The organism is Exiguobacterium sp. EF_C8, from assembly GCF_054956715.1.
Window position 1 is genome coordinate 2,202,513 of record NZ_CM143264.1, and the last position, 24,683, is coordinate 2,227,195.

Consider the following 24,683-nt stretch of genomic DNA (forward strand, 5'->3'; position numbering starts at 1 on the left):
GAGCTCCTCTCTAATCTAATATTTGTTAGCGACGTAGACGTGGATCGAACGCATCACGTAATCCATCTGCCAACATGTTGAAGCTGATCATGAGGAGTACGAGCACTGTCGATGGAACGACGAGCAAGAAAGGAAACGTCTTAAGTTCTTTGTACCCTTCATTGATCAGTGTACCAAGCGACGGTTGCGGTGGTGCAAGCCCAAGACCGATGAAGCTTAGGAAAGCTTCGAAGAAGATTGCCCCAGGAATCGTGAACATGAGCGAGATGATGATTGTACCCAAGGTATTTGGAATCAAATGTTTGAAGACTAAACGTGCGCTAGAAGCACCAAGTGTACGTGCTGCGAGAACGAATTCTTGGTTCTTTAGTTTCAGGATCTGACCACGAACGAGTCGACTCATCCCGATCCAACCAGTAATCGTCATCGCGAGGATGATCGTCGTGATTCCCGGTTCAAGAATCAAGATGAAGAGGATGATCAGGATTAAGTTCGGTACCCCTGTCAGGATTTCCGCGATCCGTTGCATGATATTATCGACGCGACCACCGTAATAAGCTGAAATACCACCGTATGTGACACCGACGAGAACGTCAATAAGCGCTGCCATCAAACCGATGAAGAGTGAAATTTTAGTCCCTTCCCAGACACGTGACCAAAGATCACGACCAAGGTGGTCCGTACCAAACCAATAATTTTCTTTTACTTGTTTTTGTTTATAAAAATCGATTGGTGTCTCACCAAGTGTTGCCATACCATCAAAGCCAGCCCACTCTAATCCTGTTACTTTAGGTGGAAGTTTAGCTTGAGTGATTGTTTGGGTATAAGCATCTTTACCAGAGATTGCAGGACCCGCTAATGACATGATGGCAATCACGATGATCAAGACAAGAGAAATGATCGCTGCTTTGTTTTTACGCAAGCGCATCCAAGCATCCTGCCAAAAGTTTAAGCTTTTACCGGCAATTCGTTCACCGGCTTGTTCATTGAACTCAACTTGTTGAAACAATGATGAATCGAACTGTTCCGCTTTTGCATTTGAATTTTGTTCAGCCATTATTTACTACCCCCCAAACGAATCCGTGGATCAACGACACCGTATAGCAAGTCGACGATTAAAATCATGAGAATGAAGATTGCCGAGAAGAACAGCGTCGTACCCATGATAACTGTATAGTCATTTTGTGTGATTGACGATACGAACAACTCACCAAGCCCAGGTACAGCAAAGATTTTTTCGATGACAAATGTACCTGTGATCAATGCAGCAGTCATAGGTCCAAGAATCGTAATAGCAGGAATCAATGCATTCCGAACCATGTGTTTCCAAGTGATTGATTGACCATCTAGGCCTTTTGCTTTAGCTAACGTGACGTAATCCTGACCTGTAACCTCAAGCATTTCCGTCCTTACGAATCGGGCAATCGAGGCGGTGACCCCAAGAGACAACGAAATCGTTGGTAGAATCGTATGCGCCGGACTTTCCCAGAACGCTACTGGCAAAGCGCCCCATTTCACGCCGACATAATACTGAAGGAGTGAGGCGAATACGAAAGATGGTACTGAAATCCCGAGAACCGAGATGAACATTGCTCCGTAGTCGACAACTGTGTTGTGACGAAGTGCAGCAACTACACCAAGTACGAGACCTAAGAGTACACCAAGTACGAGTGCTTGAACTCCAAGTTGAGCCGATGGTCCAATTCGTTCAGAAATTAAATCTGTAACTGGACGGCTGTCATATTTGAACGATACACCAAGGTCTCCTTGGAATAAGTTAACCATGTACGCTGCATAGCGTTGTGGTAGTGGATCATTCAAATTGTACTTATCCCGAAGGATATTCAACTGTTCAGGAGAAAGTTTCTCCTGGTTCTGGAATGGTGAACCTGGTAGCAGATCCATCAGGAAGAAAGTGAACGAAGCGATGAGTAAAAACGTCAATACGCCGTAAACCAGGCGTTGAGCTAAATAACGGCCCATAAGATGGCACCCCCTATAAAGATTTTCTGTTTTTTTCGAAACATCAATAAAATCAGTATGACCCACAATTGTCGGAACATTCAAGAATTTTGTTATAAAAATTTAAAATTCTTTTTAATTGTGCTTTGATTCGATGTTCGATCAGACGCTTTTTTTAATGTCGTCCAATAGTCAGAATTTTTCGTTTGATTCCATTATACTTTGCTAACAAAGTAATTAGAACCACTTTTTTACGAAAATTTCACATTTCCGCTAAAAATGAGTTTCCGTTCATTCAAAGTAGTATAAAACAGGAGCGCACCCGAACTGACTTAGGGACGCTCCCGTTCTCGATTACTTCACATCAACATATTTGTATTGGAAATCTGCTCCGAACAATTGACGGTTGAAATCTTTAACCGACGGACGGCTCAAGTATGCAGAACCAGCTTGATAGATTGGTGCGATGGCTTGATCTTTTTCAATCAACTGCGCCTCAGCTTGTTTGAACAAATCCAAACGCTTCGTCAAATCTGACTCGTCGTTTGCCGCATTTAATAATTTATCATACGCAGCTGATTTGTACTTCACGTCATTTTGGCTGTTCGTTGATTCGAAGATGGAAAGGTTAGACATTGGATCTTGGTAATCTGGACCCCAAAGTGAGTAAGAAACTTGGTAGTCTCCTTTTGTTTCAAGATCGAGTTTGTTCTTGAACGGCTGTTGCTTAATTGAAACCGTGACATTCGGAAGATTCTTCTCGATTTGACCTTTCATGTACTCACCGATTTTTTTCGCATCTTCACTATCGAACGAAAGCAATTCAATCGTTGTCTTTTTATCGCCATTTGCTTTTTTCCAAAGATCTGCTGCTTCTTTCGCGTCACGATCGAACCAGTTGATGTCGCTCGTGTAGTCTTTGCCTGATGCATCTTTGACGAAGTCTTTTGGAATGAAGCTTGTCGTCGGAATCGAACCGTTCGCAAGAAGTGTATCCGTGATACCTTTTGGATCGATCGCACGAGCGATTGCTTTACGGGCATTGACATCTTTCATCGTTGCATCTTCGTTATTGAATTTCAAGTAAGCGATCGAAGAACGAAGCGCTGTCTTGAATTCAGGTTTCGATTTGTAAGCTTCAACTTGCTCTGAAGTCAAAACTGCGTAATCGACATCATTTGAATCATAAAGATTTACTACTGTTGAATTATCTTTAACGACACTGATTGTGACTTCGTCGAGTTTGACAGCATCTTTATCCCAGTAGTTATCGTTTTTCTTCAGGACACGTTTTGAATCCGTTTTCCAAGTTTCCCAAACAAAAGGACCGTTATAAAGCAATTTATCTGGTTTTAGTGAGAAGTCTTTTTCGTTTTTCTTGTAGAATTCTTCACTGATTGGTGTATACGTACCGAACGATGTCAGTGAAAGGAAATACGGAGCTGGACGCTCGAGTTTTACTTCTAACGTTTTATCATCGATTGCTTTAACACCGAGTTCATCAACAGGCTTTTTACCTTGCGTGACATCAGAGCCGTTTTTTAACGTGTCAAAGATGTACGAGTAACTAGAACCTGTTTTTGGATCAGCAGCACGTTTCCATGCGAATTCGAAATCCTGTGCTTTGACGGGTGTACCGTCTGACCATTTCGAATCACGAAGTGTGAACGTATACGTTAAATTGTCGCTTGAGATATCCGTTTTTTCTGCAAGTGCTGGAATCGCTTTTCCGTCTTTGTCTAAACGATAGAGACCTTCCATCGTGTTCCCGATCATGTTGAAAGCGACGGCATCCGTAGCCTTCGCCGGGTCCACTGTCGTAATGTCCGAAGTGTCCGTTAAGCGTAGATTTTTCTTGCCGTCTGTCGAACCTGAATCTTTGTCTCCACCACCTGTCGAACATCCAGCAAGCACAGCGCTTCCTGCAAGCATGACTGATAAAGCGAGACCGACTGTTTTTTTCTTCATCGGTAAGTCATCTCCTTTTCAATTTTCAAGTTGCCATAATGCGTATGACATCAATAACGTCCCGTCGAAACTGCAATGTATTCCCCAAAATGCATTGACCTAGTTTCAAAAACTTAAACGAAGTGATAAATTGATTTTATGTGAGAATAGCATTAACGTCAAGTGAATAGTCACACTATTTGCTATTTTGCATCATTCATTTGTTACCGATTCGTAACAGCATTAAAAGTTTCGTATACTAAGGGTATCTATGTACGCAAAGGGGGATTTTCATGCGATCGACGTATTTCCGACCGGTCATCATTGCGGTCATTCTTGTTCTGCTTTACACGATTTGGGCAACTATGACGGATTCGACACACAGTATCTTGTATCATCTGTCTGGTGGTTTATTCATAGCAGGATTCTTGTTAGTTGCAGTAGGATTCTTCTCGAATATGTCTGCTAACGGTTTCTTCCGTGGCATGACAGCTGGATTCAAAAAGCAGCGGGAAGCGAAGTTGCGAGAGATTGATGGCGATTATTACGAAGATGAAGACGAGGAGGAAGAAGTGCTTCGCAAAAAGCAACGCCGTGCTTCAGCACGGACGAAACCCTATGTCTCAAGCGGTATCATCTTCATCGTCGTCTCACTGATCATCTCATATTTTTAAACGAAATCAACGTGACGCTTTACCTAAGGTATGATAAACTCAAGCTAATCAAACAAGAAAACACGACGACAAAGAGTAGTAACTTAGATCCACTCCTCTCAGAGAGTCCATGGTGCTGAAAATGGACAGGTGATGCCTAAGTGAATGGACTTTCGAGTGGCTGATTCGAAACAAGTAGAGTCAGATGGGTTTGCCCATTACAGCAAATTGAGCGGCTATGTAAATAGCAACTTGGGTGGCAACGCGATGACTCGTCCCTTGATTTTCAAGGGGCGTTTTTTATTTTGATTTTATTATTTGGAGGGATTTCATTATGAAAACGATTTTCTCAGGTATCAAACCAACCGGAACGGTCACACTCGGAAATTACTTAGGTGCCATGAAGCACTTCGTGAACTTACAGGATGGTCATGATGCATATTATTGCGTCGTCGACCTGCATTCGATCACGGTCGATATCGATCGTGTTGAACTGATGAACAATACACGCGCCCTTGCTGCTCTTTATATCGCAAGTGGTCTGAACCCAGAAAAATCAACGATTTTCGTTCAATCAGAAGTTAAAGCGCATGCGCAACTCGGCTGGATGTTGACATGTCTTTCCGGTATGGGTGAACTAGAACGCATGACGCAATATAAAGATAAATCACAAGGAAAAGAGCGGATTGGTGCAGGGTTGTTCGTCTACCCGACACTCATGGCAGCTGATATCCTACTCTACGACGCGGAACTCGTTCCGGTCGGTGACGATCAAAAACAACATATTGAGTTAACGCGCGATTTAGCGCAACGATTTAATAGCCGCTATTATGAGACGTTCACATTACCAGAACCGATCATTGCTGAATCAGGTGCCCGGATCATGAGTTTGACGACGCCAGATAAAAAGATGTCGAAATCTGATCAAAATCCGAAAGGCTTCATCTCGATGCTTGACGCACCGGATGTCATTCGTAAAAAAGTGAAATCAGCTGTCACGGACTCAGAAGGTATCGTAAAATTCGATCGAGAAAACAAACCAGGTGTGTCGAATTTACTTGAGATCTACTCCCTACTCGCTGGTATCTCGATTCCAGCTCTTGAAGCAAAATACGAAGGCTCGAATTATGGAACATTCAAAGCAGATGTTGCGGAAGCGATCATTGCGGAACTCGAACCGATTCAACAGCGCTATTATGAATTGATTGACTCTGAAGAGCTTGATCAAATTCTCGACGCTGGACGTGATCGCGCAGAAGCAGTTGCTGCCAAAAAACTTGCGAAGATTGAAAAGGCAATGGGCTTACAACGGAAACGTGCGAAAGTAAAAAAATAATTCGTCCTTTACGCGAAAGACCGGGGCATCCCGGTCTTTTTTATATATCACAGATAAAAAAAGGCTTCCGAATCAAATCGGAAGCCGTTTTTATTTTGCTTATTTTCCTTCAATCGAAGCCCATTTGTATGAGAAGTCTGCGCCGAAGTTATGCTCGACGACTCCTTTAACGTATGGTTTAACGAGGAATGCACGTCCACGCTGATAAACAGGTGAGATTGCTGCTGAATCAAGAAGGATTTTTTCAGCTTCTTGTAATTCAGACCAACGTTTTGCTGCATCTGTTTGAGTTTGTGCATCTTTGATGAGTTTATCGTACTCTTTGTCCGACCATTTACCACGGTTGTATGGTCCGCCCGTGACGAAGAGATCGAGGAACGTCATTGGATCTTGGTAGTCAGGACCCCAGCCTGCGAGTGAGAACTGGAAGTCACCTTTGTTTTCAAGATCAAGTTTGTTTTTGAATGGTTGTTGCTTGATCGTAACCTTCATACCTGGAAGGTTTTTCTCAAGTTCCCCTTTCAAGAACTCACCGATTTTTTTCGAGTCGTCGCTGTCATAGTTCAAGAGCTCAAGATCAACCGATTTTTGACCGATTTCTTTGAGACCCTCTTTCCAAAGTTTTTTCGCTTCGTCGGCATTGTATTCGTTGAATGCCGGATACTTGTCGCGGAAATCTTTTCCGTCAGCATCTTTCGCGAAATCTTTTGGTACGAGGTAGTTCGCTGGAAGTGATCCGTTTGCAAGGATGACATCCGTGATTCCTTTTTTGTTGTAACCCATGTCGATTGCGCGACGGATTTTTTCGTTATCAAGTGCTTTTACCTTTGTGTTGAGGTAAAGGTAGAAGATCGTTGATTCACCTTTTGTTTTGAACTCTTTATTGTCTTTGTACTGGGCAACGAACTCAGAAGTTAGACCTGTACGATCGATGTCGCCTTTTTCATATAAGTTAACGCCTGTCGCTGTCTCTTTAACGACCTTAACGTTGATCGTTTTGAGTTTAACGGCATCTTTATCCCAGTAGTTATCGTTTTTAACCATTTTCCAGCCTTGCTCACGTGTCCATTCTGTTAACTTGAATGGTCCGTTGTAAAGCGATTTGTCTGCAGTCGAACCGAAGTCTTTCCCGATTTTCTTCGAGAGTTCTTCTGATTTCGGCATGAATGGTCCGAATCCAGTGAGCCCGAGGAAGTAATCTGCAGGTGCTTTTAGTTTAACTTCGAGCGTTTTGTCATCGACTGCTTTAACGCCGATAGCATCACGATCACCTTTCTTCGTGTTGTACTCTTCTGCACCTTCGATATTGTAGAAGACATATGCATACTGTGAAGCGTTCTCTGGATTAAGAACTTCTTTCCATGCATATTCAAAGTCTTTTGCCGTGATTGGTGTACCGTCAGACCATTTCGCATCACGTAATTTGAACGTGTATGTTAATTTGTCATCGGAAACCGTGTGACTTTCAGCGATACCCGGAGTCGGCTGCTGCTTGTCATCAAGACGGTAAAGACCTTCCATCGTGTTGTTCAATACGTTAAATGAAACTGAGTCTGTTGAAGTCGTCGGGTTGAGTGTCGGAATATCCGAACCTTCGATCAAATTAAGTGTTTGATCATTTGATTTTTTGCTTGAACCTGTGTCGCCCGATTTGTCGCCTGAATCCGTTGTCGAACAAGCTGCGAGGAACGCACTTGATACGAGTGCTACCGATGTAGCTAAAGCAAAGCTTTTCTTCTTCATGTTACGATGACCCCCCTAGGTTTCTAAAAAAATGATACTGTCAGGTTTTTGACCGAAAAAAAAAGAATTACTATATTCGAATCAAACCCTTCGTTACAAATAGTTTACAATGTTCTGATAATTTTGCAAACCTTTTATCCGATTTTTCTAAATATTTTTTCAAAAAAGACTGGGACCTTAAGAAATAATGGTCCCAGTTAAGTGATTATTTTAAAATTTTCATCGAGCGGAGTAGGTATTCCGGTCCATAAATCGGTACTTCAATTCCTTGAATCGTATCAGAAACATATAATTTCTCAGTCGTCTGATACAAAGGAACGACGACAGCATCCTGATGGATTAACCGTTCTTCGGCTCGATGATAGAGTGCTTGTTTTCGTTTTATCTCTTTTTCTTTTCTTGCTTTTTCAACTGTCTGGTCGTATACCTTGGATTGATAATTTACCGAATTTAAAGGATTGTCTGAGACGAACTGATTTAAATAGGCTAGCGGTCCTGGATAATCTGGCATCCAGCCAGTAAGCGTCATCGCATATTGTGATGATTGTTCTTTATTAATTTTCTCTTCGATCGCAACCGGCTTAAGAACGATATTAATTTCAGGTATTTGTTTCTCAAGATAGGTTTCGAGTTGTTCCCCAATCCGTTTTGCTTGTGGATCATCAAAATTAAGCATCTCAATTTGTTGTTTACTATGTTCTTGTGATTTTTCAGGTTTCTCTTGAACGGATTCTGACATCAATACGTTCGTATCCGTGACGACGAATCGATTCGTCGGAATACCTGCATACCCTAAAGGAAGTTGAACTGATTCTTTTTCCATCAAAGCGTGAGCAATCCGCTTTCTGAGTGTCGTATCGCGGAACGTGTCATTTTTTTGATTAAAGGCGATATAAAAGACACCACTCCGCTTTTTTTGATAGGTCGGTCGTGAAACCTGATCACCTTGTGTTTCGACACTTTCTTGTAATGGAAGGATAGCCGCCTTGCTTTTCTCATACGAACTCCATTGCGTCTGATGATCGGGAATGATACGGCTTTCTATTTTCGCTACTGTGACAACGTTTTGCTGATGATACTGATCATTTTTCTTAAGCGTATATCCGCTTTTCGACATTTTTTCTAGTGTAAATGCACCATTTCCAACAAGTTCTTCCCACTTCTTTGATTCCGGTTGTGGATAGAAGACGGACATCGCAAGTAATTCCTTTAGATTCGAAACCGGCTGATTCAACGTGATGATAAGTTGATTGCGCCCTTTGGCTTTGACCCCTAAACGCTCTGGTTTCATTTTTCCATCATTGACGGCGCGTCCATTTTTAAATACTTCAAACAAGAAACCATACGGTGAATTGGTTTGATTAGCAGCGATACGCCGAAAACTATCGACGAACTGCTGCGCCGTAATCGGCTGACCATTGGCATCCTTCGTTTCTTTGAGTTGAATCGTATACGTCAATCGATCTTTCGAGACTGACATATCCTGCGCTAAACCTCGACGGACCGATGTTCCGGAAGTAAAGACATATAAGCCTTCATACAATTGCGCTAAAAGTGTCTGTGAACGACTATCTGTCGCCAGCGCAATATCTGACGTTTTCGGAAGCGATGATTCAATCAGTTCGACTTTTGCTGTTTTTGTTTCGTTACTTGTTTTAGTTTCTTGAGACGACGACAGACGATATATGAGCATTCCACTAAGTGCAATCAGTAAAAATAGGAGCAGTGCCATGATCGATGTCTTTTTTGTGATGTTAGCCATAAACGACTCCTTTCTGCGTCAAACACGCATTTCTTTATTGAATCAGAATTTCATCAAAAAAGCGACCCCCTTGATGTTTCAAGGGAGTCGCTTGAGCTTAAGCTTCATACCGTTTGAAGACGAGTGATGCGTTGTGTCCACCGAACCCAAGCGAGTTGCTGAGCGCATAAGTCATTTCGACGTGACGTGAACCTTCTGTCACATAGTCGAGATCACAGCCTTCGCTCGGCTGTTTGAGATGAATCGTCGGGTGAACTGTTTGTTCTTGTAATGATTTAATCGTCGCAATCGCCTCGACGCCACCTGCTCCACCAAGTAAGTGACCGATCATCGATTTCGTCGAGTTGACGACGAGTTGTTTCGCTTGTTCACCGAAGACACTGTGGATCGCTTTTGTTTCAAGGATGTCGTTCATTGGTGTACTCGTTCCATGAGCATTGATGTATCCGACTGCCTCCGGAGTGATGCCCGCATCTTGAATCGCCATCGCCATCGCGCGTGCTCCACCGTCTCCGTCTGGATCCGGAGCTGTGATGTGGTACGCATCAGCTGTTAATCCATATCCACTGACTTCCGCATAGATTTTTGCACCACGTGCTACTGCATGCTCATATTCTTCAAGAATTAAGATTCCTGCTCCTTCTCCCATGACGAATCCGTCACGTCCTTCGTCAAATGGACGGCTTGCCGTCTCAGGATCGTGGTTCGTTGACATCGCTTTGTTGGCACAAAAACCAGCAAATGCTAAGTTCGTGATCGGAGCTTCCGCACCACCAGCAATCATGACATCCGCGTCACCACGTTCGATGACACGCAGTGCTTCTCCGATGGCATTCGTTCCTGAAGCACATGCAGTGACGGAACAGTTATTTGGTCCCTTAGCTCCAGTATAAATCGATACCTGACCGCTTGCCATATTCGGGATCATCATTGGAATGAAGAATGGGCTGACACGACGGTGTCCACGTTCAAAGTAGATTTTCGCTTGTTTCTCGATCGTCTCAACGCCACCGATTCCAGATCCGATCCAGACCCCAGCACGTTCTGCAATTTCTTTAATGTCGATTCCAGCATCTTTTACAGCTTCCAGGCTTGCGACAAGTGAATAATGAACGAAGCGATCCATTTTCCGTGCTTCTTTCGCCTCAATGAATTCTGTGACATCGAAGTTCTGTAATTCGCCTGTAACCTTCGTTGGATACTCATCGATATCAAGACGCTCCATCGGACGAATTCCGTTCGTTCCTTCTTTTAATGCATCCCAGAATGTATTCGCATCATTCCCGATTGGTGTCAATGCCCCGATTCCTGTGACTACAACGCGTTTTCTCATCATCTTATGTGTTCTCTCCTTTAGTCCAAGTAATATATGCTGCTCCCCAAGTCAATCCGGCACCGAAGCCAGCAAGTACAAGTTTCGTACCTAGTGTCAGACGACCTTGCTTACGTGCTTCTTCGAGTGCGAGTGGAATCGAAGCAGCAGATGTATTCGCATGCTCATCGATCGTAACGATGACCTTTTCTTGCGGAATATGCAGTCGTTCACACGCTGCATCGATGATGCGTAGGTTCGCCTGATGCGGAATCAAGATATCGACATCTTCAAGCGTGCTGTCTGCTTTTTGAATGACCTTCTCAACGATTTCCGGTAATTTACGAACAGCGAACTTAAAGACTTCGCGACCGTTCATCTCGATTGGTCCATCGATATCTTTAAACAACAGATGGGCTCCACGTCCGTCTGTTCCGAGTTCAAAAGCATTTAATCCATCTTGCTCAGTTTGGCCGATGACGACCGCTCCTGCACCATCCCCGAATAAAATCGCTGTCGACCGGTCTGACCAGTCAACGATACTCGACATTTTTTCGGCACCGATGACAAGTGCATGTTTTCCTTCGACTGTTGATAACATGCTTGCAGCTGTTTGTAATGCGAAAATGAATCCACTACAGGCCGCACTGATATCAAAAGCGGTCGCCCCTCGTGCTCCGAGGCGCTCTTGGACGATACAGGCTGTAGAAGGGAACGCACGTCCTGTTGCCGTTCCGACAACGATCAAACCGATGTCCTCTACTGTCAATCCAGCATCATCGAGTGCCTTCTGAGCCGCTTCCGTCGCTAAGTCTGTTACATCCACATCATCGGCTGCAATTCGTCGTGCCCCGATTCCTGTTCGTGTCCGAATCCATTCATCACTTGTGTCGAGCGTCGTTGCTAGCTCATCATTCGTTACGCGACGTGATGGCAAAGACGTTCCTAATCCTACAATCCCGATCTTCATAAGGCATCCCCTTTTGTTATTAGTATCTGGTACTAATATAAAGCGTTAATTTGCTTTTGTCAAAGAAAAAAGGAAGAGCAAGGTCTCCCGTGCCCTTCCTTCTACCTCATTCTGCTAACGTCCGAACGACTTCCATGACCATTTTAGCGGAATTGATTGACGCAATCTCGAGGAATTCATCAAACGAGAGTGACGCTTCTTCATTAGCGCTATCTGAAATCGAACGTGTCACGACGAACGGAACACCAAACTGATGACAGACTTGTGCGATTGGCGCAGCTTCCATCTCGACGGCTGCGACTTCTGGGAAGTGCGCCTTAATTTGAGCAGAACGCTCTGAATCATGGATGAATGAGTCACCTGTCGCGATCAATCCATGAACCACACGAATTGCATCCATCCGCTCGATGACAGCTTCTGCTGTTGCTACGAGCTTTGGATTTGCTTGGTAGGCAGCTGGCATTCCAGGTACCTGACCATATTCGTAACCAAACGCTGTCACGTCTACGTCATGGTGACGTACTTCTGTTGAGACGACGACATCCCCAACCGTTAAGCCTTCTTTAAATCCGCCTGCTGAGCCGGTATTGATGACAGCAGTTGGTTTGTAGTGGTCAAGCAATAATGTCGTACCGATCGCAGCGTTCACTTTCCCGATTCCTGACTTCAAAATGACGACAGGAACGCTATTCAAGAGTCCTTCATAAAAATGATAGTTTGCAATGACTGTATCTTTACGTTCTGACAACTCGTTGCGCAATAAGTTGACTTCCTCTTCCATTGCGCCGATGATTGCGATTGGCATGGTCCATTCCTCCATCAAACAGAAAGCCGGATTGCTCCGGCTCCTGTGTTCTTTATTTGATCGATGTAATTTTTACTGCGTATTCGCCGCCTGGTGCTGGTACAGAGACTTGATCTCCGACTTGGTGCCCCATTAAACTTTTTGCGATTGGTGATTCGTTCGAAATTTTACCCGTGAACGGATCTGCTTCGGCACTACCAACGATCGTATACGTATCTTCTTCGTTGTCTTCGACACTCAAGAAAGTGACTGTCGTTCCGATACCGACGACTGAGATATCCTTCTCTTCTTCCGAGATGATGGCAACGTTGCGAAGCATCTCTTCCAGTTGAGCAATCCGGCCTTCGACCATTGCTTGCTCTTCTTTTGCTGAATCATACTCTGCGTTCTCTGAAAGGTCACCGAACGAACGGGCAATCTTGATGTTCTCGACGACTTCTTTCCGGCGGACTGACTTCAATTCATTCAATTCATTTTCAATGTTCGCTTTACCTTCAAGCGTCATGTAGTATTGCTTTTCTGCCATTTTTGTCACGCTCCTTTTTATTCCACTAGTATAGTATATTCACATCTTTTTTGGAATCAATATCCTCTTTGATCAAGTGCCGAACGATAATCAAGGATCGCTCGGATTTTCGTTACGAGTAAATCGATTGCCACGTGGTTTTCGCCGCCCTCTGGTACGATGATATCCGCATAACGTTTTGTCGGCTCACAGAACTGCAGATGCATCGGACGGACGACATTCGTGTACTGCTCAACGACAGAATCAATTGAACGCCCACGTTCGTTGATATCACGTTGCATCCGACGAAGAATGCGAACGTCCGCATCCGTATCGACGAACACCTTAATATCCATTAGTTCCCGTAACCGTTCGTCTTCAAGCGCTAAAATTCCTTCTACGATGATGACATCACGTGGTTCGAGACGAATCGTTTCTTGAGCACGTGTATGTGCGACATAATCATATACCGGTTTTTCAACGGCAATGTTTTCGCGGAGCGCTTGAATGTGTTCGATCAAAAGACCATTATCGAAAGCAAATGGATGATCATAGTTTGTCTGATATCGCTCTTCCATTGATAATTCACTTTGGTCTTTATAGTATGCGTCCTGTTCAATCATGACGATTGATTCGCTTGGGAACGCATCGACAAGTGAACGTGCCACCGTCGTCTTCCCTGAACCCGTTCCGCCCGCTACGCCTATTACTACCGGTTTTTGCATGTCATTCGTTCCTCCATCATTTCGACTTTTTCCGACTGACGGATACACCGTCACCGAGCGGAAAAATCGTCGTATCATATTGTTCTTGTTCCATCATCCAGACCGTGAATTCTTTGACAAGACGCACGAGCCGACGTCTTCTTCGATCGAACGTCTTCGGGTCAGGCTCAAGGACATCTCCGTGTAAGAAGAGATTGTCCGTATAAAGCACGCCACCCTCTGGAATGAGTCGCCCATATCCCGCAAAGAATTTTTTATACTGTCCTTTAGCTGCATCGATGAAGACTGCATCAAACTGGTCTTCAAGCGTTTCGGCTAATTCTACTGCATCACCAAAAATGATGTCAATCCGATCCGCCACATCTGACCGGGCGATGAAGGTTTTTGCTTCTTCATACCGCTTTGCATTCCGTTCGATCGTCGTAATACGCGCATCCGGTAACGCATGTGCCATCCGGATCGCACTATAACCAATTGCTGTTCCGACTTCTAAAATACACTTCGGTTGCTGTAATCGCAGGAGCGACAACAAGACTTCGGAACCGGTCAACTCGATGATCGGTATATGATGTTCTTCCGCATAACGCTCCATTTCTTCTAGTAGGGCATCACGAGGATGAATCATCGATTCGACATAGGTCGTGAAATCCTTCACGCCATTCACTCCCTCTTCCGCATAAACAGGTTGACTTGAAGCGTCATTTCCGCTTCAACCCAACCCGTTGCTCATTGCTCTTTACTCGCTTCGTATTCCACCCATTCCGGTTTATACTTAACGACGTTTCGTTGATGTTCTTCATATGTCTCTTCGTAAAGAATCTGTCCTCGTGGATGTGTATCACTTGGTGGACGGGCGAAGAAATAGACATATTTTGTTTTATTCGGGTTCAAGACAGCTAATACGGAATCCTTACTGACTGTTGAAATCGGACCAATCGGAATTCCTTCGTACTTATACGTATTGTACTTCGAGTTATTCTCAAGATCCTTCAGCGTCGTCAATGCCGTATTCTCGCCTGTGCCATACCAAACCGTCGGGTCCGACTGAAGTTTCATGCCATCATCTAAACGGTTTTTGAAGACGCCTGCGATTTCACGACGATCCTTCGGTGTCGCGGCTTCACGCTCGACCATTGAACCGAGACTGAGCACTTCATGGAAGGTCATGCCTGACTTTTGAATGGCATCCTCATTTTCATCGTAGACTTTTTCTGTCTCGTCGAGCATCGTCTCGACGATTTGATCAATGCTTTTTCCTTTATCGAACTCATACGTTGCTGGGAAGAGATATCCTTCAAGTGCGTACAAGACGCCATTCTTCTTCACTTCATCCGTCAACATCGGATATTTTTCAATCATGGCATCGATGAACATCGCATCCGTCAATTCTTTACGAATCGTCTCTTCTTTGAACTTCGTCGCTTTCGCGATTAAATCAATTTGACGATCCATCGTGATGCCTTCAGGTAACGTGATTTTCACATCCGCTGCCTTCATGACCGTTCCCGTTTTCAATTCATTGATGATTTCATCCGGGGACATGGCTTGTGACAGGGTATATGTACCCGCCTGGAATGACGATTCATTCTTATAACGGACGTAATAACGGAAAATCGTCTCGTTTGCAATCAAATCTTTTTCCTTTAGTAAGGACGCGATCGTACTCGTTCCTGCGCCTAAAGGAATTTCGACTTTGACGGATTTCGTCGCTGCTTCATCGACCGGTTCAAGCGCATTTTTCAAAAAGACATAGATGACCGCACTGGTAACTAGAAAAATCGTAAACAATACAGAAAGGATGATCAGCGTGATCCGGCGTGATGTCCGGCGTCGCCTTTTTTCGATTTCAGCATTTTGCTTCCATTCGTTCTCCATCGGTTCCTCCTTCTTCTCTTAAAACAAGGTGACACCGTAAGAGAAAGTCTCTTACGACGTCACCTGTCATGAGTCGGGTTAGTCTAACTGATCTTCGAGCGTGTTAAAGACTTCTTCGATTTCATCCCAAGTCGCTGTATCGTCTTCGTCGATTGGTACGAGGTTGAAGTCGTTGTCTCCATCACCGTATTCGTCGAGTTCGTAAACGAAGATATCGACTTCTTCTGCTTCGTCATAATCTGCTCCGATTGGCTCGAGGAAGATGTATGTCTTGCTCGAACGTGGGCTTTCATAACGCAGACGTTCTACGAATTCGAAATCATTTCCTTCGCCGTCCGGAATTACGTAACGTGTTGGCTCATTCTGTTGCATCAGTGATCCGCTCCTTTAACGCAAGCTCGAGTTCATCCCAAGTTTGCTCATCATTTTCATCGATCAGGCTCAATTCAAAATCATCTTCGCCTTCTCCATATTCATCGATCTCACAGATGATTAGATCATCCGCTCCTTCGTCAGGGTTACCGATCATTTCAAGAAATAGATAGGTTTTTCCTGTACGTTCACTTGAGTAACGGTACCATTCTTCGAAAAGATGTTCGCCGCCCTCTTCATCTGGAAAGAGATACTGACGTTTTTCTTCAGCCATCGGTTTCTCCCCCTTCATCGATTCGCCCGATCCAAATACGATTGCAGGATCATGACGGCAGCCATCTTATCGATGACTTGTTTTCGTTTCTTGCGGCTGACATCGGCATCGATCAACATCCGTTCTGCTTGCATCGTCGTCAACCGTTCATCCATGAAGACGACTTCAAGCCCAGTATGCTGTTCGATTTCCTTCGCAAAGGCTTCACTCGCCTCCGCACGGGGACCGATGGAACCGTTCATGTTTTTCGGAAGACCAATGACTAGGATTTCGACATTGTATGTCTCCATGATGACATCGAGCCGTTTGAAGGCTTCTGGGTAATCCGGTTCCGTCCACTTGACCGTCTCGACACCTTGCGCCGTCCAGCCCATCAAGTCACTGACCGCTACCCCGATCGTCTTCGAACCGACGTCTAGTCCCATTGCACGTTTCATTTTGAATTTCCACTCTCCGCCAAATAAGATTTCACGAGTTCTTCGAGCAATTCGTCACGTTCAATCTTACGAATTAAGTTACGTGCGTCATTATGACGAGGAATGTAAGCAGGATCTCCAGATAGGAGATAGCCGACGATTTGGTTGATCGGATGATATCCTTTTTCTTCTAAAGCATGATAGACCGTCAACAACACATCCCGTGTCGCTGCTTTGTTATCGTCTTCTGGAAAGTTGAATTTCATCGTTTGATCCATCTGACTCACGTTCATCACCTCTTTCATATACACTACGTTTCTATTATGCCAGTGATTGCACGTATTGTGAAGCGTACGCGAGTGCTTCTTCTAATTTAGACGCATCTTTCCCACCAGCTTGAGCCATGTCAGGGCGACCGCCACCGCCACCACCGCAGCGTGTTGCGACTTCCTTGATCAATTTACCAGCATGATAGCCTTGGTCGATTAAATCTTTTGAAACGCTTGCGACGAGATTGACTTTTTCACCTTGCGCACTACCGAGAACAATGATCGCTGATCCGAGTGAGCTCTTCAACTCATCCATCATACCGCGAAGGGCATCCATATCTGAGACATCGACACGTTTCGCAAGCACACGTACGCCGTTGATTTCCTCAACATCGTCCTTTAGTGAAGCAGCTTCGATGTTCGCAAGTTTTGCTTGCAACGATTCGTTCGCCCGTTCCGTCTCACGAAGTTGTTGTTGCAGTGCTTCGATACGGACTGGAACTTCCGTCGTTTTCGTTTTCAAGACAGCAGCTGCTTGTTCGAGTGTTTCTAAGTGTTGATTCATCACACGATACGCGCCTGCACCTGTTACCGCCTCGATTCGGCGTGTACCTGCACCGATCCCAGACTCTGAGACGATCTTGAACAAGCCGATTTCGGCTGTGTTCCCGACATGGATTCCGCCACACAACTCGATCGAGTATGTGCCTGCTGAGACGACACGGACCGTTTCACCGTATTTCTCACCGAACAATGCCATTGCGCCTTTTGCTTTTGCATCAGCGATGTTCATCTCTTCGATATCAACCGGTAGTGATGCCCAGATTGCTTGGTTGACGTCTTGTTCAATCTTCGTCAACTCTTCTTGTGTCACTGCACCGAAGTGTGAGAAGTCGAAACGAAGACGATCTGGAGAAACGAGTGATCCCGCTTGGTTGACGTGTGTTCCGAGCGTATCTTTCAATGCTTTATGAAGCAAGTGTGTTGCCGTATGGTTTTTCGTGACGGCTTTACGCTCTGCTGCTTCGACGTTTGCAACGACGTCTGCAGCTTCCGTTGCGATCCCTGTACGAACGATGACCGTATGCAAGTTTTGACCGTTTGGTGCTTTTTGAACATCTTTGACATCAAGAACAAAGTCTTTGCCTTCGATTGTTCCTGTATCCGCGACTTCACCACCACTTTCAGCATAGAACGGTGTGATGTCGAGAATGACTTGTGCTTCTTCACCAGCAGCGACTTCTGTGACTCGTTCTCCATCATGCAACAATGCGATGATTTTCGCATCCGCCTTAAGGTCGGTATAGCCGACGAACGTACTCTTATCTTTTAGCGTTGAGAGGACTTCCGATTGCTGTTGCATCGAACCACTCTCTTCACGCGCTGCACGTGCCCGTTGACGTTGTGCATCCATCGCTTGTTTGAAGCCTTCTTCATCAACAGACATCTGATGATCTTCCGCATACTCAACTGTCAATTCGAGTGGGAAACCATACGTGTCATACAAACGGAACGCATCTTCGCCACTGATGATGTGCTCACCGTTTGCCTTAGACGTCTGAGCGACCGTGTTCAAGATTGCAAGACCGTCATGAAGCGTCTCATGGAAACGTTCTTCTTCGTTTTTAATGACGCGTTTGATGAAGTCCGCTTTTTCCGGAACTTGTGGGTAGAAGTCGACCATGACATTTCCAACCGTATCAACGAGTTCATACATGAACGGACGTTCGATCCCAAGCATCTTCGCATAACGAACCGCACGGCGTAGTAAACGACGAAGGACATATCCACGTCCTTCATTCGAAGGAAGAGCACCATCACCGATCGCAAATGATACAGTACGGATGTGGTCTGCGATGACTTTGAATGCTACATCAAGTTTCGAATCATCACGGTAGATCTTGCCGCTGATTTCTTCCGTCTTATGAATGATCGGCATGAACAGATCCGTATCGAAGTTCGTCGGCACGTCCTGCATGACACACGCCATCCGTTCGAGTCCCATCCCAGTATCGATGTTTTTACGCGGAAGTTCCGTGTAATTGCCGTGTCCATCATGGTTGTACTGACTGAAGACGATATTCCAGATCTCGAGATAGCGTTCGTTTTCGCCACCTGGATAAAGTTCTGAATCGTTCGGATCGTCTCCGAAAGCTGGACCACGATCGAAGAAGATTTCCGTATTCGGACCAGATGGACCTTCACCGATTTCCCAGAAGTTATCTTCAAGCGGAATGATCCGCTCAGCCGGTACGCCGAGTTCAAGCCAGATTTGACGCGCTGCGTCATCTTCCGGATGAATCGTGACCGAAAGACGTTCTGGGTCAAGACCGTACCAGTCATCACTCGTCAAGAGTTCCCAACCCCATTTGATTGCATCTTCACGGAAGTAATCACCGACAGAGAAGTTTCCGAGCATCTCGAAGAACGTATGGTGACGCGCTGTTTTCCCGACGTTTTCGATATCGTTCGTCCGGATTGATTTTTGTGCGTTGACGATACGTGGATTATCAGGAATGACACGACCATCAAAATATTTCTTGAGTGTTGCAACACCCGAGTTGATCCACAAGAGCGATGGATCCTCGACCGGTACGAGCGAAGCACTCGGTTCGATCGCATGCCCTTTGCTTTGGAAGAAATCAAGATACATCTGACGGATTTGTGCACCCGTTAATGGTTTTAGAGCTTTCATGAACAGTTACCTCCATTGGTTTTATTTGGACGCAAAAAAGCGATGCTTTCATCCCTGAAAAGGGACGAAAGCATCGCTTCCGTGGTACCACCCTCGTTCGTAAGCAATCCATTGCCTACCTCGAACATCTGATAACGGGGATGACCCGCAGGTGTTTACACCCGACTCCGGAAGGAGCTTCAAAGGGACTCGAGAAAGTGATTGCAGCAGACTCACTTCTCTCTGGACTCGAGTTTTCCTTTTACTTATCTTCCATCAACGTGTTACGTCCATTCATCTATCGTGATTATTACCTATCGAACAGCATCCGTCAAGTCTTTGTCACCCCACCGAGTCGTTCGATCAATCGTGTTCGGCGCCGGGGTTCCTCTTCTTGCGACGCTTTATGGAACGCACGCGGATCACCGAATAATAACAAACTCGATTTTGCCCGAGTAACTGCCGTATAAATTAAATTTCGGGAATGTTTGAACGCCCCCGTGAAATAGACCGGCATCAAGACGATCGGAAACTCAGATCCTTGCGCTTTGTGGATCGTAATCGCATAGGCGTGCGTGAATTGATCCCAATCACTCCGGTTGTACTCGACCTCCGTCTGATCGAACCGGGCGATGATTTTATCGACTTTATCGACATTCTCTTTAGCGAAGAAGATATTGACGATTTCGCCGATATCTCCGTTATAGACGTTTTCTTCCGCATTGTTGACGAGCTGGAGAATCTTGTCCCCGGTCCGGTAAATCCGCGTCCCTTGTTTGACTTCCCGTTTCTTCGGTTCCTCCGGGTTATAGACGCGTTGCAAGGCGACATTCAATTCGTCGATCCCGACCTGACCACGGTAAGTCGGCGCGAGGACCTGTACATCGAATTTCGAGTAGCCTTTTGCGAGTGCTTTTTCCGCGAAGGCCGAGATGCCCCGTAACGTCTCTTGCGGAGACGCAGTATAGAAGCGGCGATCCGCAAGTGGTGATAACAAATCAGCAGACGTCGTCCGGTTCTTCAAATCGTGCGCAAGACGCAATATCGAAGAATCTTCTGCTTGACGATGGACGACGTTCAAACGGACGACGGGAATTCCTTCCGTATCCATCAAGTCTGCCAGCACCTGTCCTGGACCGACGGATGGCAATTGATCGCGGTCACCGACGAACAAGATCTTCATGCCATTCGGGACGGCGCGAAGCAAACTCGATAACAAGTAGATATCAATCATCGACGATTCATCGATGATCAGTACTTTTCCCGTGATCGGCTGATCCTCATTCAGTTGAAAGTTCGTTCCATCATACTTTAAGAGACGGTGAATCGTCATCGCCGGTACATCTGTTGCTTCCGATAGACGTTTAGCGGCACGTCCCGTCGGTGCAACAAGGACGTATGGATAGACATCCCCTGTCTTGACGCGACTCTTCTCAAGCGGCCAGTCATGAATTTCTTGCAACGCATGCAAAATTCCCTTGATGACAGTCGTCTTACCGGTACCCGGTCCACCAGTCAAGACCATCAGCGGCGCTTTGACCGCTAACTCGATCGCTTCTCGCTGTTGCGCGGCATATTCCATGCCGAACTGTTCTTCGAGGTGACCAATTGCTTCAAGGATCGTCGCGACATCGACTTCTTGTTCGGCACCGTTTGCCATGACGCGTGCTAGTTCCTTCGCCGCGCGGACTTCCGCATAAAAGATCGTCGGTAAATACAAGCAACCTTCTTCAAGCTTGACCTTATCTTCAGCGAGCAATAGTTCGATCGCTTGTTCTAGCCGCTCTCCCGGATCTTCCCCTAGCAGACGGGGTGCCCGTTGCAATAGCGAGTCGACCGTCGCGAAGGCATGTCCCTCGCCCGCTTCTTGTTCTAATATATGCATGATCGAAGCAGCGACACGCTCCGGGTGTAATCCGACAAGTCCGAGGTGCGCGGCAATATGATCGGCTGTCTTAAAGCCAATCCCGTTTACTTCATACATCAAGGAATACGGATTCTCCCGAATCCGTGCCATGGCGTCGCCCTCGTACGCGGCATAGATCTTTGCCGCCAGCTTCGGTGTGACATCAAACGGTGCTAAGAACAGCATCAACTGATCGACACCGTATAGCGTCGCGAGTCGATTCAATATGATGTCTGCTTGTTTTTGTTTTAACCCAGGCACCTGATTCAGTACCCGTTCATCCTTTAATATGAGATCCACTGCGTCTTCTCCAAGAGCATCGACGATATTTTTCGCTGTTTTCGGACCAATGCCGGTGAACGAACCATTCGTCAAGAAGCGGATCGTCGCATGTTTAGTCATCGGAACCGATCGGCGAATCAGCTCCGCCTTCAGTTGTTTTCCGAAGCGAGGATGATCAACGAGACGACCGAATGCTTGATACGTCCCTCCGAGTTCGATTCCGACTCCTGTACCCGTAATGACGAGCTCGGTCTCTTTTAATTCAAAGTTCTTTTCTTTGACGGCGACCAGTACAATGGAGTGTGCTTCCTCTTCAGAAGAAAAGAGCACACGTTTGACGCGCCCGACGACTTGATGGGGGTGCTCCATCACTCCACCTTCTTTCTCTCTTTTTCATTCGCTGCTTTCATCATAGCATTCGTTTACCGGATTTTAAATCAGGGAAAGATACCGTGAAACATTTCGTTAAGAGGAGGAGTTCAAGGATGGCACGTTTACCGATTGCAGGATTGTGTGAATTAGTACTTGAAGTCGAGGATATGGATCGCGCCCTTGGCTTTTGGAATGAGACACTTGGTATTCCGATTGTCGAGCAATGGGCACCTGAGGATGCTGAGCCGAGCAAAGAACAATCTAAACAAGATGGGGTCTGGGCAACGTGGCTCTACATTGGCGGCAACACCCGACTCGGTCTTTGGCTGAAACGGGACTTCACGATGGAAGAACGAACCGTTAAACATTTACCGGTCTCCGAATGGGATACGTTGTACGATGAAGGCGGAGTCCATGTCCATTGTGCCTTTTACGTTGAGAAGGACGAGTTCCAGCAAGCCTTAAATCAGCTTCGGGAAGCTTCAATCACCGTGAAGCTAAGAGAATGGGATGAACAGGAGACCTCGAACCAAAAAGAGTATTCCGCTTATTTCAAGGATACAGAAAATAACGTCATCGAACTGTATACGAAAAACATGGATGAAGCCTATGAAGACTTTTCCGGACCTCCGCTTCGTGTCATCCGTGAAGTCGGGAATTAAATACCATACAAAAAAGACGACTCCGCCTGGAATCGTCTTTTTTAGATCAATCTGCTTGTTTTAATAACGCATCCATCTTCGCTTTTGCATCTCGTGCAAGGGCGTGTTCCGGCTGATAGGCAAGAACGGCTTCAAGTTCTGCATAACAGGCTTCCTGTTGACCGAGGAAGGCAAGAGCAATCGCATAATTGTATCGTGCATCTGTATGCGTTTCGTCAAGCATCAAGACATGCTCGAACATCTCGACCGCTTCTTCCAACTTCTCGTTTTGCGCTAAGGCAAGTCCGTATTGGAACGAGATCTCGATATCGACACCGTTTAGTTCTGACGCGCGTTGTAAACGAGGTAAGCCGCGTACTGGATCACCGAGTTTTTGATACGTCATCCCTAGCATGAAATGGAGATCCGCGTCGTCAAGTCCGTACAATAACGCTGCGCGCAATGATTCCTCTGCTTCGACGAGTTGATCGGCAGCAAAGAACAGAGCGCCTTTCGCATAATAGGCACTCGCAAACGTATTATCAATCATCAGTGCCCGGTCATAAAAACGAAGGGCACGATCAGCGTCGTTCATCGATTGGAGTAATGTTCCAAGATTGACGTACGCCGTCGGATCTTTTGGGTTTTCTTCGATCGCATCATTAAAAGCTTGCGCTGCTAATTCATAATTTCCAGCTTCTAGATGCCGGAACCCTACTTCATTATAGTTCATCTTCTTTTGCTCCTTACGCTAAATAAGCGAGGCGTTCGCCTGCTTTATAAGCTGCATCGATTGTGGCACCACCGAGGCAGATGTCTCCATCATAGAACACGACCGCTTGTCCTGGTGTGATCGCCCGTTGACGTTCGTCAAACGAAACATCGAGTCCATCTTCAAGGACACGAACCGTGACGGCTGTGTCTTGTTGACGGTAACGGAATTTCGCTGTGCAACGGAATGTCTCACCGACTGGACGTTCAGATGTCCAACTGACATCTGAAGCAAGTAATCCTTCCGAATACAATAATTCGTTATGGAATCCTTGATCGACATAGAGAATGTTCTCTTTTAGGTTTTTTCCGACGACGAACCAAGGTTCTCCGTCGCCACCGATACCAAGCCCGTGGCGTTGCCCCATCGTATAGTACATCAATCCATCGTGACGACCCATGACGTTGCCGTCAAGCGTCCGCATCTCACCGGGTTGTGCCGGTAGGTATTGACCGAGGAACTGTTTAAAATTCCGCTCGCCAATGAAGCAAATACCGGTCGAGTCTTTTTTCTTAGCTGTTGCAAGGTTCGCTTCTTCTGCGATCCGGCGCACTTCTGATTTTTCCATGTGACCGATTGGGAACATCGCCTTCGCGATTTGCTCTTGCGACAATTGATTCAAGAAATATGTTTGATCCTTGTTTGCATCGACACCACGAAGCAATTTATGTTCTCCATCTTCATAGACAGCACGTGCATAATGACCTGTCGCGACGAAATCGGCACCAAGACGCATCGCGTGATCGAGGAAGGCTTTGAACTTGATTTCCTTGTTACACATGACGTCTGGATTCGGTGTCCGACCGAGTTTATATTCATCGAGGAAGTACGTGAAGACCTTATCCCAGTACTCTTTTTCAAAATTGACCGCATAATACGGAATGCCGATTTGATTGGCTACGGCGATGACGTCTTCATAATCTTCCGTCGCCGTACAAAAGCCGTTCTCATCCGTGTCATCCCAGTTTTTCATGAAGATCCCGATGACGTTATAGCCTTGCTCTTTTAATAAATGAGCCGTCACAGACGAATCGACACCGCCCGACATCCCAACGACGACTGTCGTTTCACTCGGGGCTTTCGCTCGTGTATTCATTCATTTCACCTCTT

Annotated in this window: 23 protein-coding genes and 2 other annotated features; of the genes, 3 read left to right on the forward strand and 20 right to left on the reverse strand. The window is 45.7% G+C overall.

The window, feature by feature from the left end:
• Positions 1-25 precede the first annotated feature (25 nt).
• The 3 genes from opp3C to ACY2IG_RS11865 form a co-directional block, all read right to left on the reverse strand.
• Positions 26-1,057 carry an oligopeptide ABC transporter permease gene (opp3C, locus tag ACY2IG_RS11855; protein ID WP_035406596.1) on the reverse strand — a complete coding sequence of 344 codons (1,032 nt, stop codon included), beginning with the start codon at positions 1,055-1,057 and terminating at the stop codon, positions 26-28.
• On the reverse strand, positions 1,057-1,983 hold the full coding sequence (gene opp3b, locus ACY2IG_RS11860; protein ID WP_035406592.1) for an oligopeptide ABC transporter permease: 927 nt from the start codon (positions 1,981-1,983) through the stop codon (positions 1,057-1,059). Before opp3b ends, opp3C begins: the two co-directional genes overlap by 1 nt.
• A 333-nt stretch (positions 1,984-2,316) precedes the next feature.
• Positions 2,317-3,930 (reverse strand): peptide ABC transporter substrate-binding protein, encoded by a 1,614-nt coding sequence (locus tag ACY2IG_RS11865; protein ID WP_462617959.1) that lies wholly within the window; start codon positions 3,928-3,930, stop codon positions 2,317-2,319.
• 272 nt (positions 3,931-4,202) lie between these two features.
• Here ACY2IG_RS11865 and ACY2IG_RS11870 point away from each other — a divergent pair, with 272 nt between their 5' ends.
• Both ACY2IG_RS11870 and trpS read left to right on the forward strand, forming a co-directional pair.
• The gene (locus tag ACY2IG_RS11870) at positions 4,203-4,583 is read left to right on the forward strand and encodes a DUF3899 domain-containing protein (RefSeq protein ID WP_035406587.1); all 381 of its coding nucleotides are present in this window, start codon (positions 4,203-4,205) and stop codon (positions 4,581-4,583) included.
• A gap of 56 nt (positions 4,584-4,639) precedes the next feature.
• Positions 4,640-4,845: a binding site (T-box leader), on the forward strand.
• Positions 4,846-4,896: 51 nt separating this feature from the next.
• Positions 4,897-5,898: a tryptophan--tRNA ligase gene (gene trpS, locus ACY2IG_RS11875; protein ID WP_056062436.1), complete on the forward strand. Its 1,002-nt coding sequence runs from the start codon at positions 4,897-4,899 to the stop codon at positions 5,896-5,898.
• 99 nt (positions 5,899-5,997) lie between these two features.
• Here the strand turns inward: trpS and ACY2IG_RS11880 are convergent, their stop codons facing one another.
• The 15 genes from ACY2IG_RS11880 to recD2 form a co-directional block, all read right to left on the reverse strand.
• A complete protein-coding gene (locus tag ACY2IG_RS11880; RefSeq protein WP_056062443.1) occupies positions 5,998-7,641 on the reverse strand; it encodes a peptide ABC transporter substrate-binding protein in 1,644 nt (547 codons plus the stop codon).
• Positions 7,642-7,846: 205 nt separating this feature from the next.
• Positions 7,847-9,403, reverse strand: coding sequence for a peptide ABC transporter substrate-binding protein (locus ACY2IG_RS11885; RefSeq protein ID WP_462617960.1), 1,557 nt, complete (start codon positions 9,401-9,403; stop codon positions 7,847-7,849).
• A gap of 97 nt (positions 9,404-9,500) precedes the next feature.
• On the reverse strand, positions 9,501-10,739 hold the full coding sequence (gene fabF, locus ACY2IG_RS11890; protein WP_035406574.1) for a beta-ketoacyl-ACP synthase II: 1,239 nt from the start codon (positions 10,737-10,739) through the stop codon (positions 9,501-9,503).
• A 1-nt stretch (position 10,740) separates the two neighbouring features.
• Entirely contained in the window at positions 10,741-11,685 is a 945-nt protein-coding gene (locus ACY2IG_RS11895) for a beta-ketoacyl-ACP synthase III (RefSeq protein WP_329468808.1), read from the reverse strand.
• A 106-nt stretch (positions 11,686-11,791) separates the two neighbouring features.
• Positions 11,792-12,490 (reverse strand): 5'-methylthioadenosine/S-adenosylhomocysteine nucleosidase, encoded by a 699-nt coding sequence (gene mtnN, locus ACY2IG_RS11900; RefSeq protein ID WP_329468809.1) that lies wholly within the window; start codon positions 12,488-12,490, stop codon positions 11,792-11,794.
• Between the two features lie 52 nt (positions 12,491-12,542).
• Entirely contained in the window at positions 12,543-13,016 is a 474-nt protein-coding gene (greA, locus tag ACY2IG_RS11905) for a transcription elongation factor GreA (protein WP_029342224.1), read from the reverse strand.
• A 56-nt stretch (positions 13,017-13,072) separates the two neighbouring features.
• On the reverse strand, positions 13,073-13,720 hold the full coding sequence (gene udk / locus ACY2IG_RS11910) for a uridine kinase (protein WP_035406565.1): 648 nt from the start codon (positions 13,718-13,720) through the stop codon (positions 13,073-13,075).
• Between the two features lie 16 nt (positions 13,721-13,736).
• Positions 13,737-14,375, reverse strand: coding sequence for an O-methyltransferase (locus tag ACY2IG_RS11915; protein ID WP_462617961.1), 639 nt, complete (start codon positions 14,373-14,375; stop codon positions 13,737-13,739).
• 71 nt (positions 14,376-14,446) lie between these two features.
• The gene (gene mltG / locus ACY2IG_RS11920; RefSeq protein WP_462617962.1) at positions 14,447-15,595 is read right to left on the reverse strand and encodes an endolytic transglycosylase MltG; all 1,149 of its coding nucleotides are present in this window, start codon (positions 15,593-15,595) and stop codon (positions 14,447-14,449) included.
• 78 nt (positions 15,596-15,673) lie between these two features.
• A complete protein-coding gene (locus tag ACY2IG_RS11925) occupies positions 15,674-15,967 on the reverse strand; it encodes a DUF1292 domain-containing protein (protein WP_023468908.1) in 294 nt (97 codons plus the stop codon).
• Positions 15,954-16,241 (reverse strand): DUF1292 domain-containing protein, encoded by a 288-nt coding sequence (locus ACY2IG_RS11930; RefSeq protein WP_023468909.1) that lies wholly within the window; start codon positions 16,239-16,241, stop codon positions 15,954-15,956. The genes ACY2IG_RS11925 and ACY2IG_RS11930 overlap by 14 nt, the downstream gene beginning before the upstream one ends.
• A gap of 14 nt (positions 16,242-16,255) precedes the next feature.
• Positions 16,256-16,678 carry a Holliday junction resolvase RuvX gene (gene ruvX, locus ACY2IG_RS11935; RefSeq protein WP_056062458.1) on the reverse strand — a complete coding sequence of 141 codons (423 nt, stop codon included), beginning with the start codon at positions 16,676-16,678 and terminating at the stop codon, positions 16,256-16,258.
• Positions 16,675-16,944 (reverse strand): IreB family regulatory phosphoprotein, encoded by a 270-nt coding sequence (locus tag ACY2IG_RS11940; RefSeq protein WP_029342229.1) that lies wholly within the window; start codon positions 16,942-16,944, stop codon positions 16,675-16,677. Before ACY2IG_RS11940 ends, ruvX begins: the two co-directional genes overlap by 4 nt.
• A gap of 34 nt (positions 16,945-16,978) precedes the next feature.
• Positions 16,979-19,621, reverse strand: a complete 2,643-nt coding sequence (alaS, locus tag ACY2IG_RS11945) for an alanine--tRNA ligase (RefSeq protein WP_308101803.1) — start codon at positions 19,619-19,621, stop codon at positions 16,979-16,981.
• 57 nt (positions 19,622-19,678) lie between these two features.
• Positions 19,679-19,889, reverse strand: a binding site (T-box leader).
• 42 nt (positions 19,890-19,931) lie between these two features.
• Positions 19,932-22,157, reverse strand: coding sequence for an SF1B family DNA helicase RecD2 (gene recD2, locus ACY2IG_RS11950; protein ID WP_056062464.1), 2,226 nt, complete (start codon positions 22,155-22,157; stop codon positions 19,932-19,934).
• Between the two features lie 116 nt (positions 22,158-22,273).
• Here recD2 and ACY2IG_RS11955 point away from each other — a divergent pair, with 116 nt between their 5' ends.
• Positions 22,274-22,822: a VOC family protein gene (locus ACY2IG_RS11955; protein WP_290772620.1), complete on the forward strand. Its 549-nt coding sequence runs from the start codon at positions 22,274-22,276 to the stop codon at positions 22,820-22,822.
• A 46-nt stretch (positions 22,823-22,868) separates the two neighbouring features.
• Here ACY2IG_RS11955 and ACY2IG_RS11960 read toward each other — a convergent pair whose 3' ends face one another.
• Both ACY2IG_RS11960 and mnmA read right to left on the reverse strand, forming a co-directional pair.
• On the reverse strand, positions 22,869-23,534 hold the full coding sequence (locus tag ACY2IG_RS11960) for a tetratricopeptide repeat protein (protein ID WP_329468811.1): 666 nt from the start codon (positions 23,532-23,534) through the stop codon (positions 22,869-22,871).
• Positions 23,535-23,547: 13 nt separating this feature from the next.
• Positions 23,548-24,669, reverse strand: a complete 1,122-nt coding sequence (gene mnmA, locus ACY2IG_RS11965; RefSeq protein ID WP_029342234.1) for a tRNA 2-thiouridine(34) synthase MnmA — start codon at positions 24,667-24,669, stop codon at positions 23,548-23,550.
• Positions 24,670-24,683: the final 14 nt, after the last annotated feature.

What these genes read in the sequence shown, in the direction of transcription:
- mtnN (WP_329468809.1), bottom strand. Translation starts at nt 12,490, where the DNA reads ATGCCAATCGCAATCATCGGCGCAATGGAAGAGGAAGTCAACTTATTG.
- recD2 (WP_056062464.1), bottom strand. Translation starts at nt 22,157, where the DNA reads ATGGAGCACCCCCATCAAGTCGTCGGGCGCGTCAAACGTGTGCTCTTT.
- ACY2IG_RS11885 (WP_462617960.1), bottom strand. Translation starts at nt 9,403, where the DNA reads ATGGCTAACATCACAAAAAAGACATCGATCATGGCACTGCTCCTATTT.
- opp3b (WP_035406592.1), bottom strand. Translation starts at nt 1,983, where the DNA reads ATGGGCCGTTATTTAGCTCAACGCCTGGTTTACGGCGTATTGACGTTT.
- ACY2IG_RS11895 (WP_329468808.1), bottom strand. Translation starts at nt 11,685, where the DNA reads ATGAAGATCGGGATTGTAGGATTAGGAACGTCTTTGCCATCACGTCGC.
- ACY2IG_RS11955 (WP_290772620.1), top strand. Translation starts at nt 22,274, where the DNA reads ATGGCACGTTTACCGATTGCAGGATTGTGTGAATTAGTACTTGAAGTC.
- alaS (WP_308101803.1), bottom strand. Translation starts at nt 19,621, where the DNA reads ATGAAAGCTCTAAAACCATTAACGGGTGCACAAATCCGTCAGATGTAT.
- trpS (WP_056062436.1), top strand. Translation starts at nt 4,897, where the DNA reads ATGAAAACGATTTTCTCAGGTATCAAACCAACCGGAACGGTCACACTC.
- ACY2IG_RS11880 (WP_056062443.1), bottom strand. Translation starts at nt 7,641, where the DNA reads ATGAAGAAGAAAAGCTTTGCTTTAGCTACATCGGTAGCACTCGTATCA.
- ACY2IG_RS11865 (WP_462617959.1), bottom strand. Translation starts at nt 3,930, where the DNA reads ATGAAGAAAAAAACAGTCGGTCTCGCTTTATCAGTCATGCTTGCAGGA.
- ACY2IG_RS11930 (WP_023468909.1), bottom strand. Translation starts at nt 16,241, where the DNA reads ATGGCTGAAGAAAAACGTCAGTATCTCTTTCCAGATGAAGAGGGCGGC.
- ACY2IG_RS11870 (WP_035406587.1), top strand. Translation starts at nt 4,203, where the DNA reads ATGCGATCGACGTATTTCCGACCGGTCATCATTGCGGTCATTCTTGTT.
- ruvX (WP_056062458.1), bottom strand. Translation starts at nt 16,678, where the DNA reads ATGAAACGTGCAATGGGACTAGACGTCGGTTCGAAGACGATCGGGGTA.
- greA (WP_029342224.1), bottom strand. Translation starts at nt 13,016, where the DNA reads ATGGCAGAAAAGCAATACTACATGACGCTTGAAGGTAAAGCGAACATT.
- mnmA (WP_029342234.1), bottom strand. Translation starts at nt 24,669, where the DNA reads ATGAATACACGAGCGAAAGCCCCGAGTGAAACGACAGTCGTCGTTGGG.
- ACY2IG_RS11960 (WP_329468811.1), bottom strand. Translation starts at nt 23,534, where the DNA reads ATGAACTATAATGAAGTAGGGTTCCGGCATCTAGAAGCTGGAAATTAT.
- mltG (WP_462617962.1), bottom strand. Translation starts at nt 15,595, where the DNA reads ATGGAGAACGAATGGAAGCAAAATGCTGAAATCGAAAAAAGGCGACGC.
- opp3C (WP_035406596.1), bottom strand. Translation starts at nt 1,057, where the DNA reads ATGGCTGAACAAAATTCAAATGCAAAAGCGGAACAGTTCGATTCATCA.
- udk (WP_035406565.1), bottom strand. Translation starts at nt 13,720, where the DNA reads ATGCAAAAACCGGTAGTAATAGGCGTAGCGGGCGGAACGGGTTCAGGG.
- ACY2IG_RS11925 (WP_023468908.1), bottom strand. Translation starts at nt 15,967, where the DNA reads ATGCAACAGAATGAGCCAACACGTTACGTAATTCCGGACGGCGAAGGA.
- fabF (WP_035406574.1), bottom strand. Translation starts at nt 10,739, where the DNA reads ATGATGAGAAAACGCGTTGTAGTCACAGGAATCGGGGCATTGACACCA.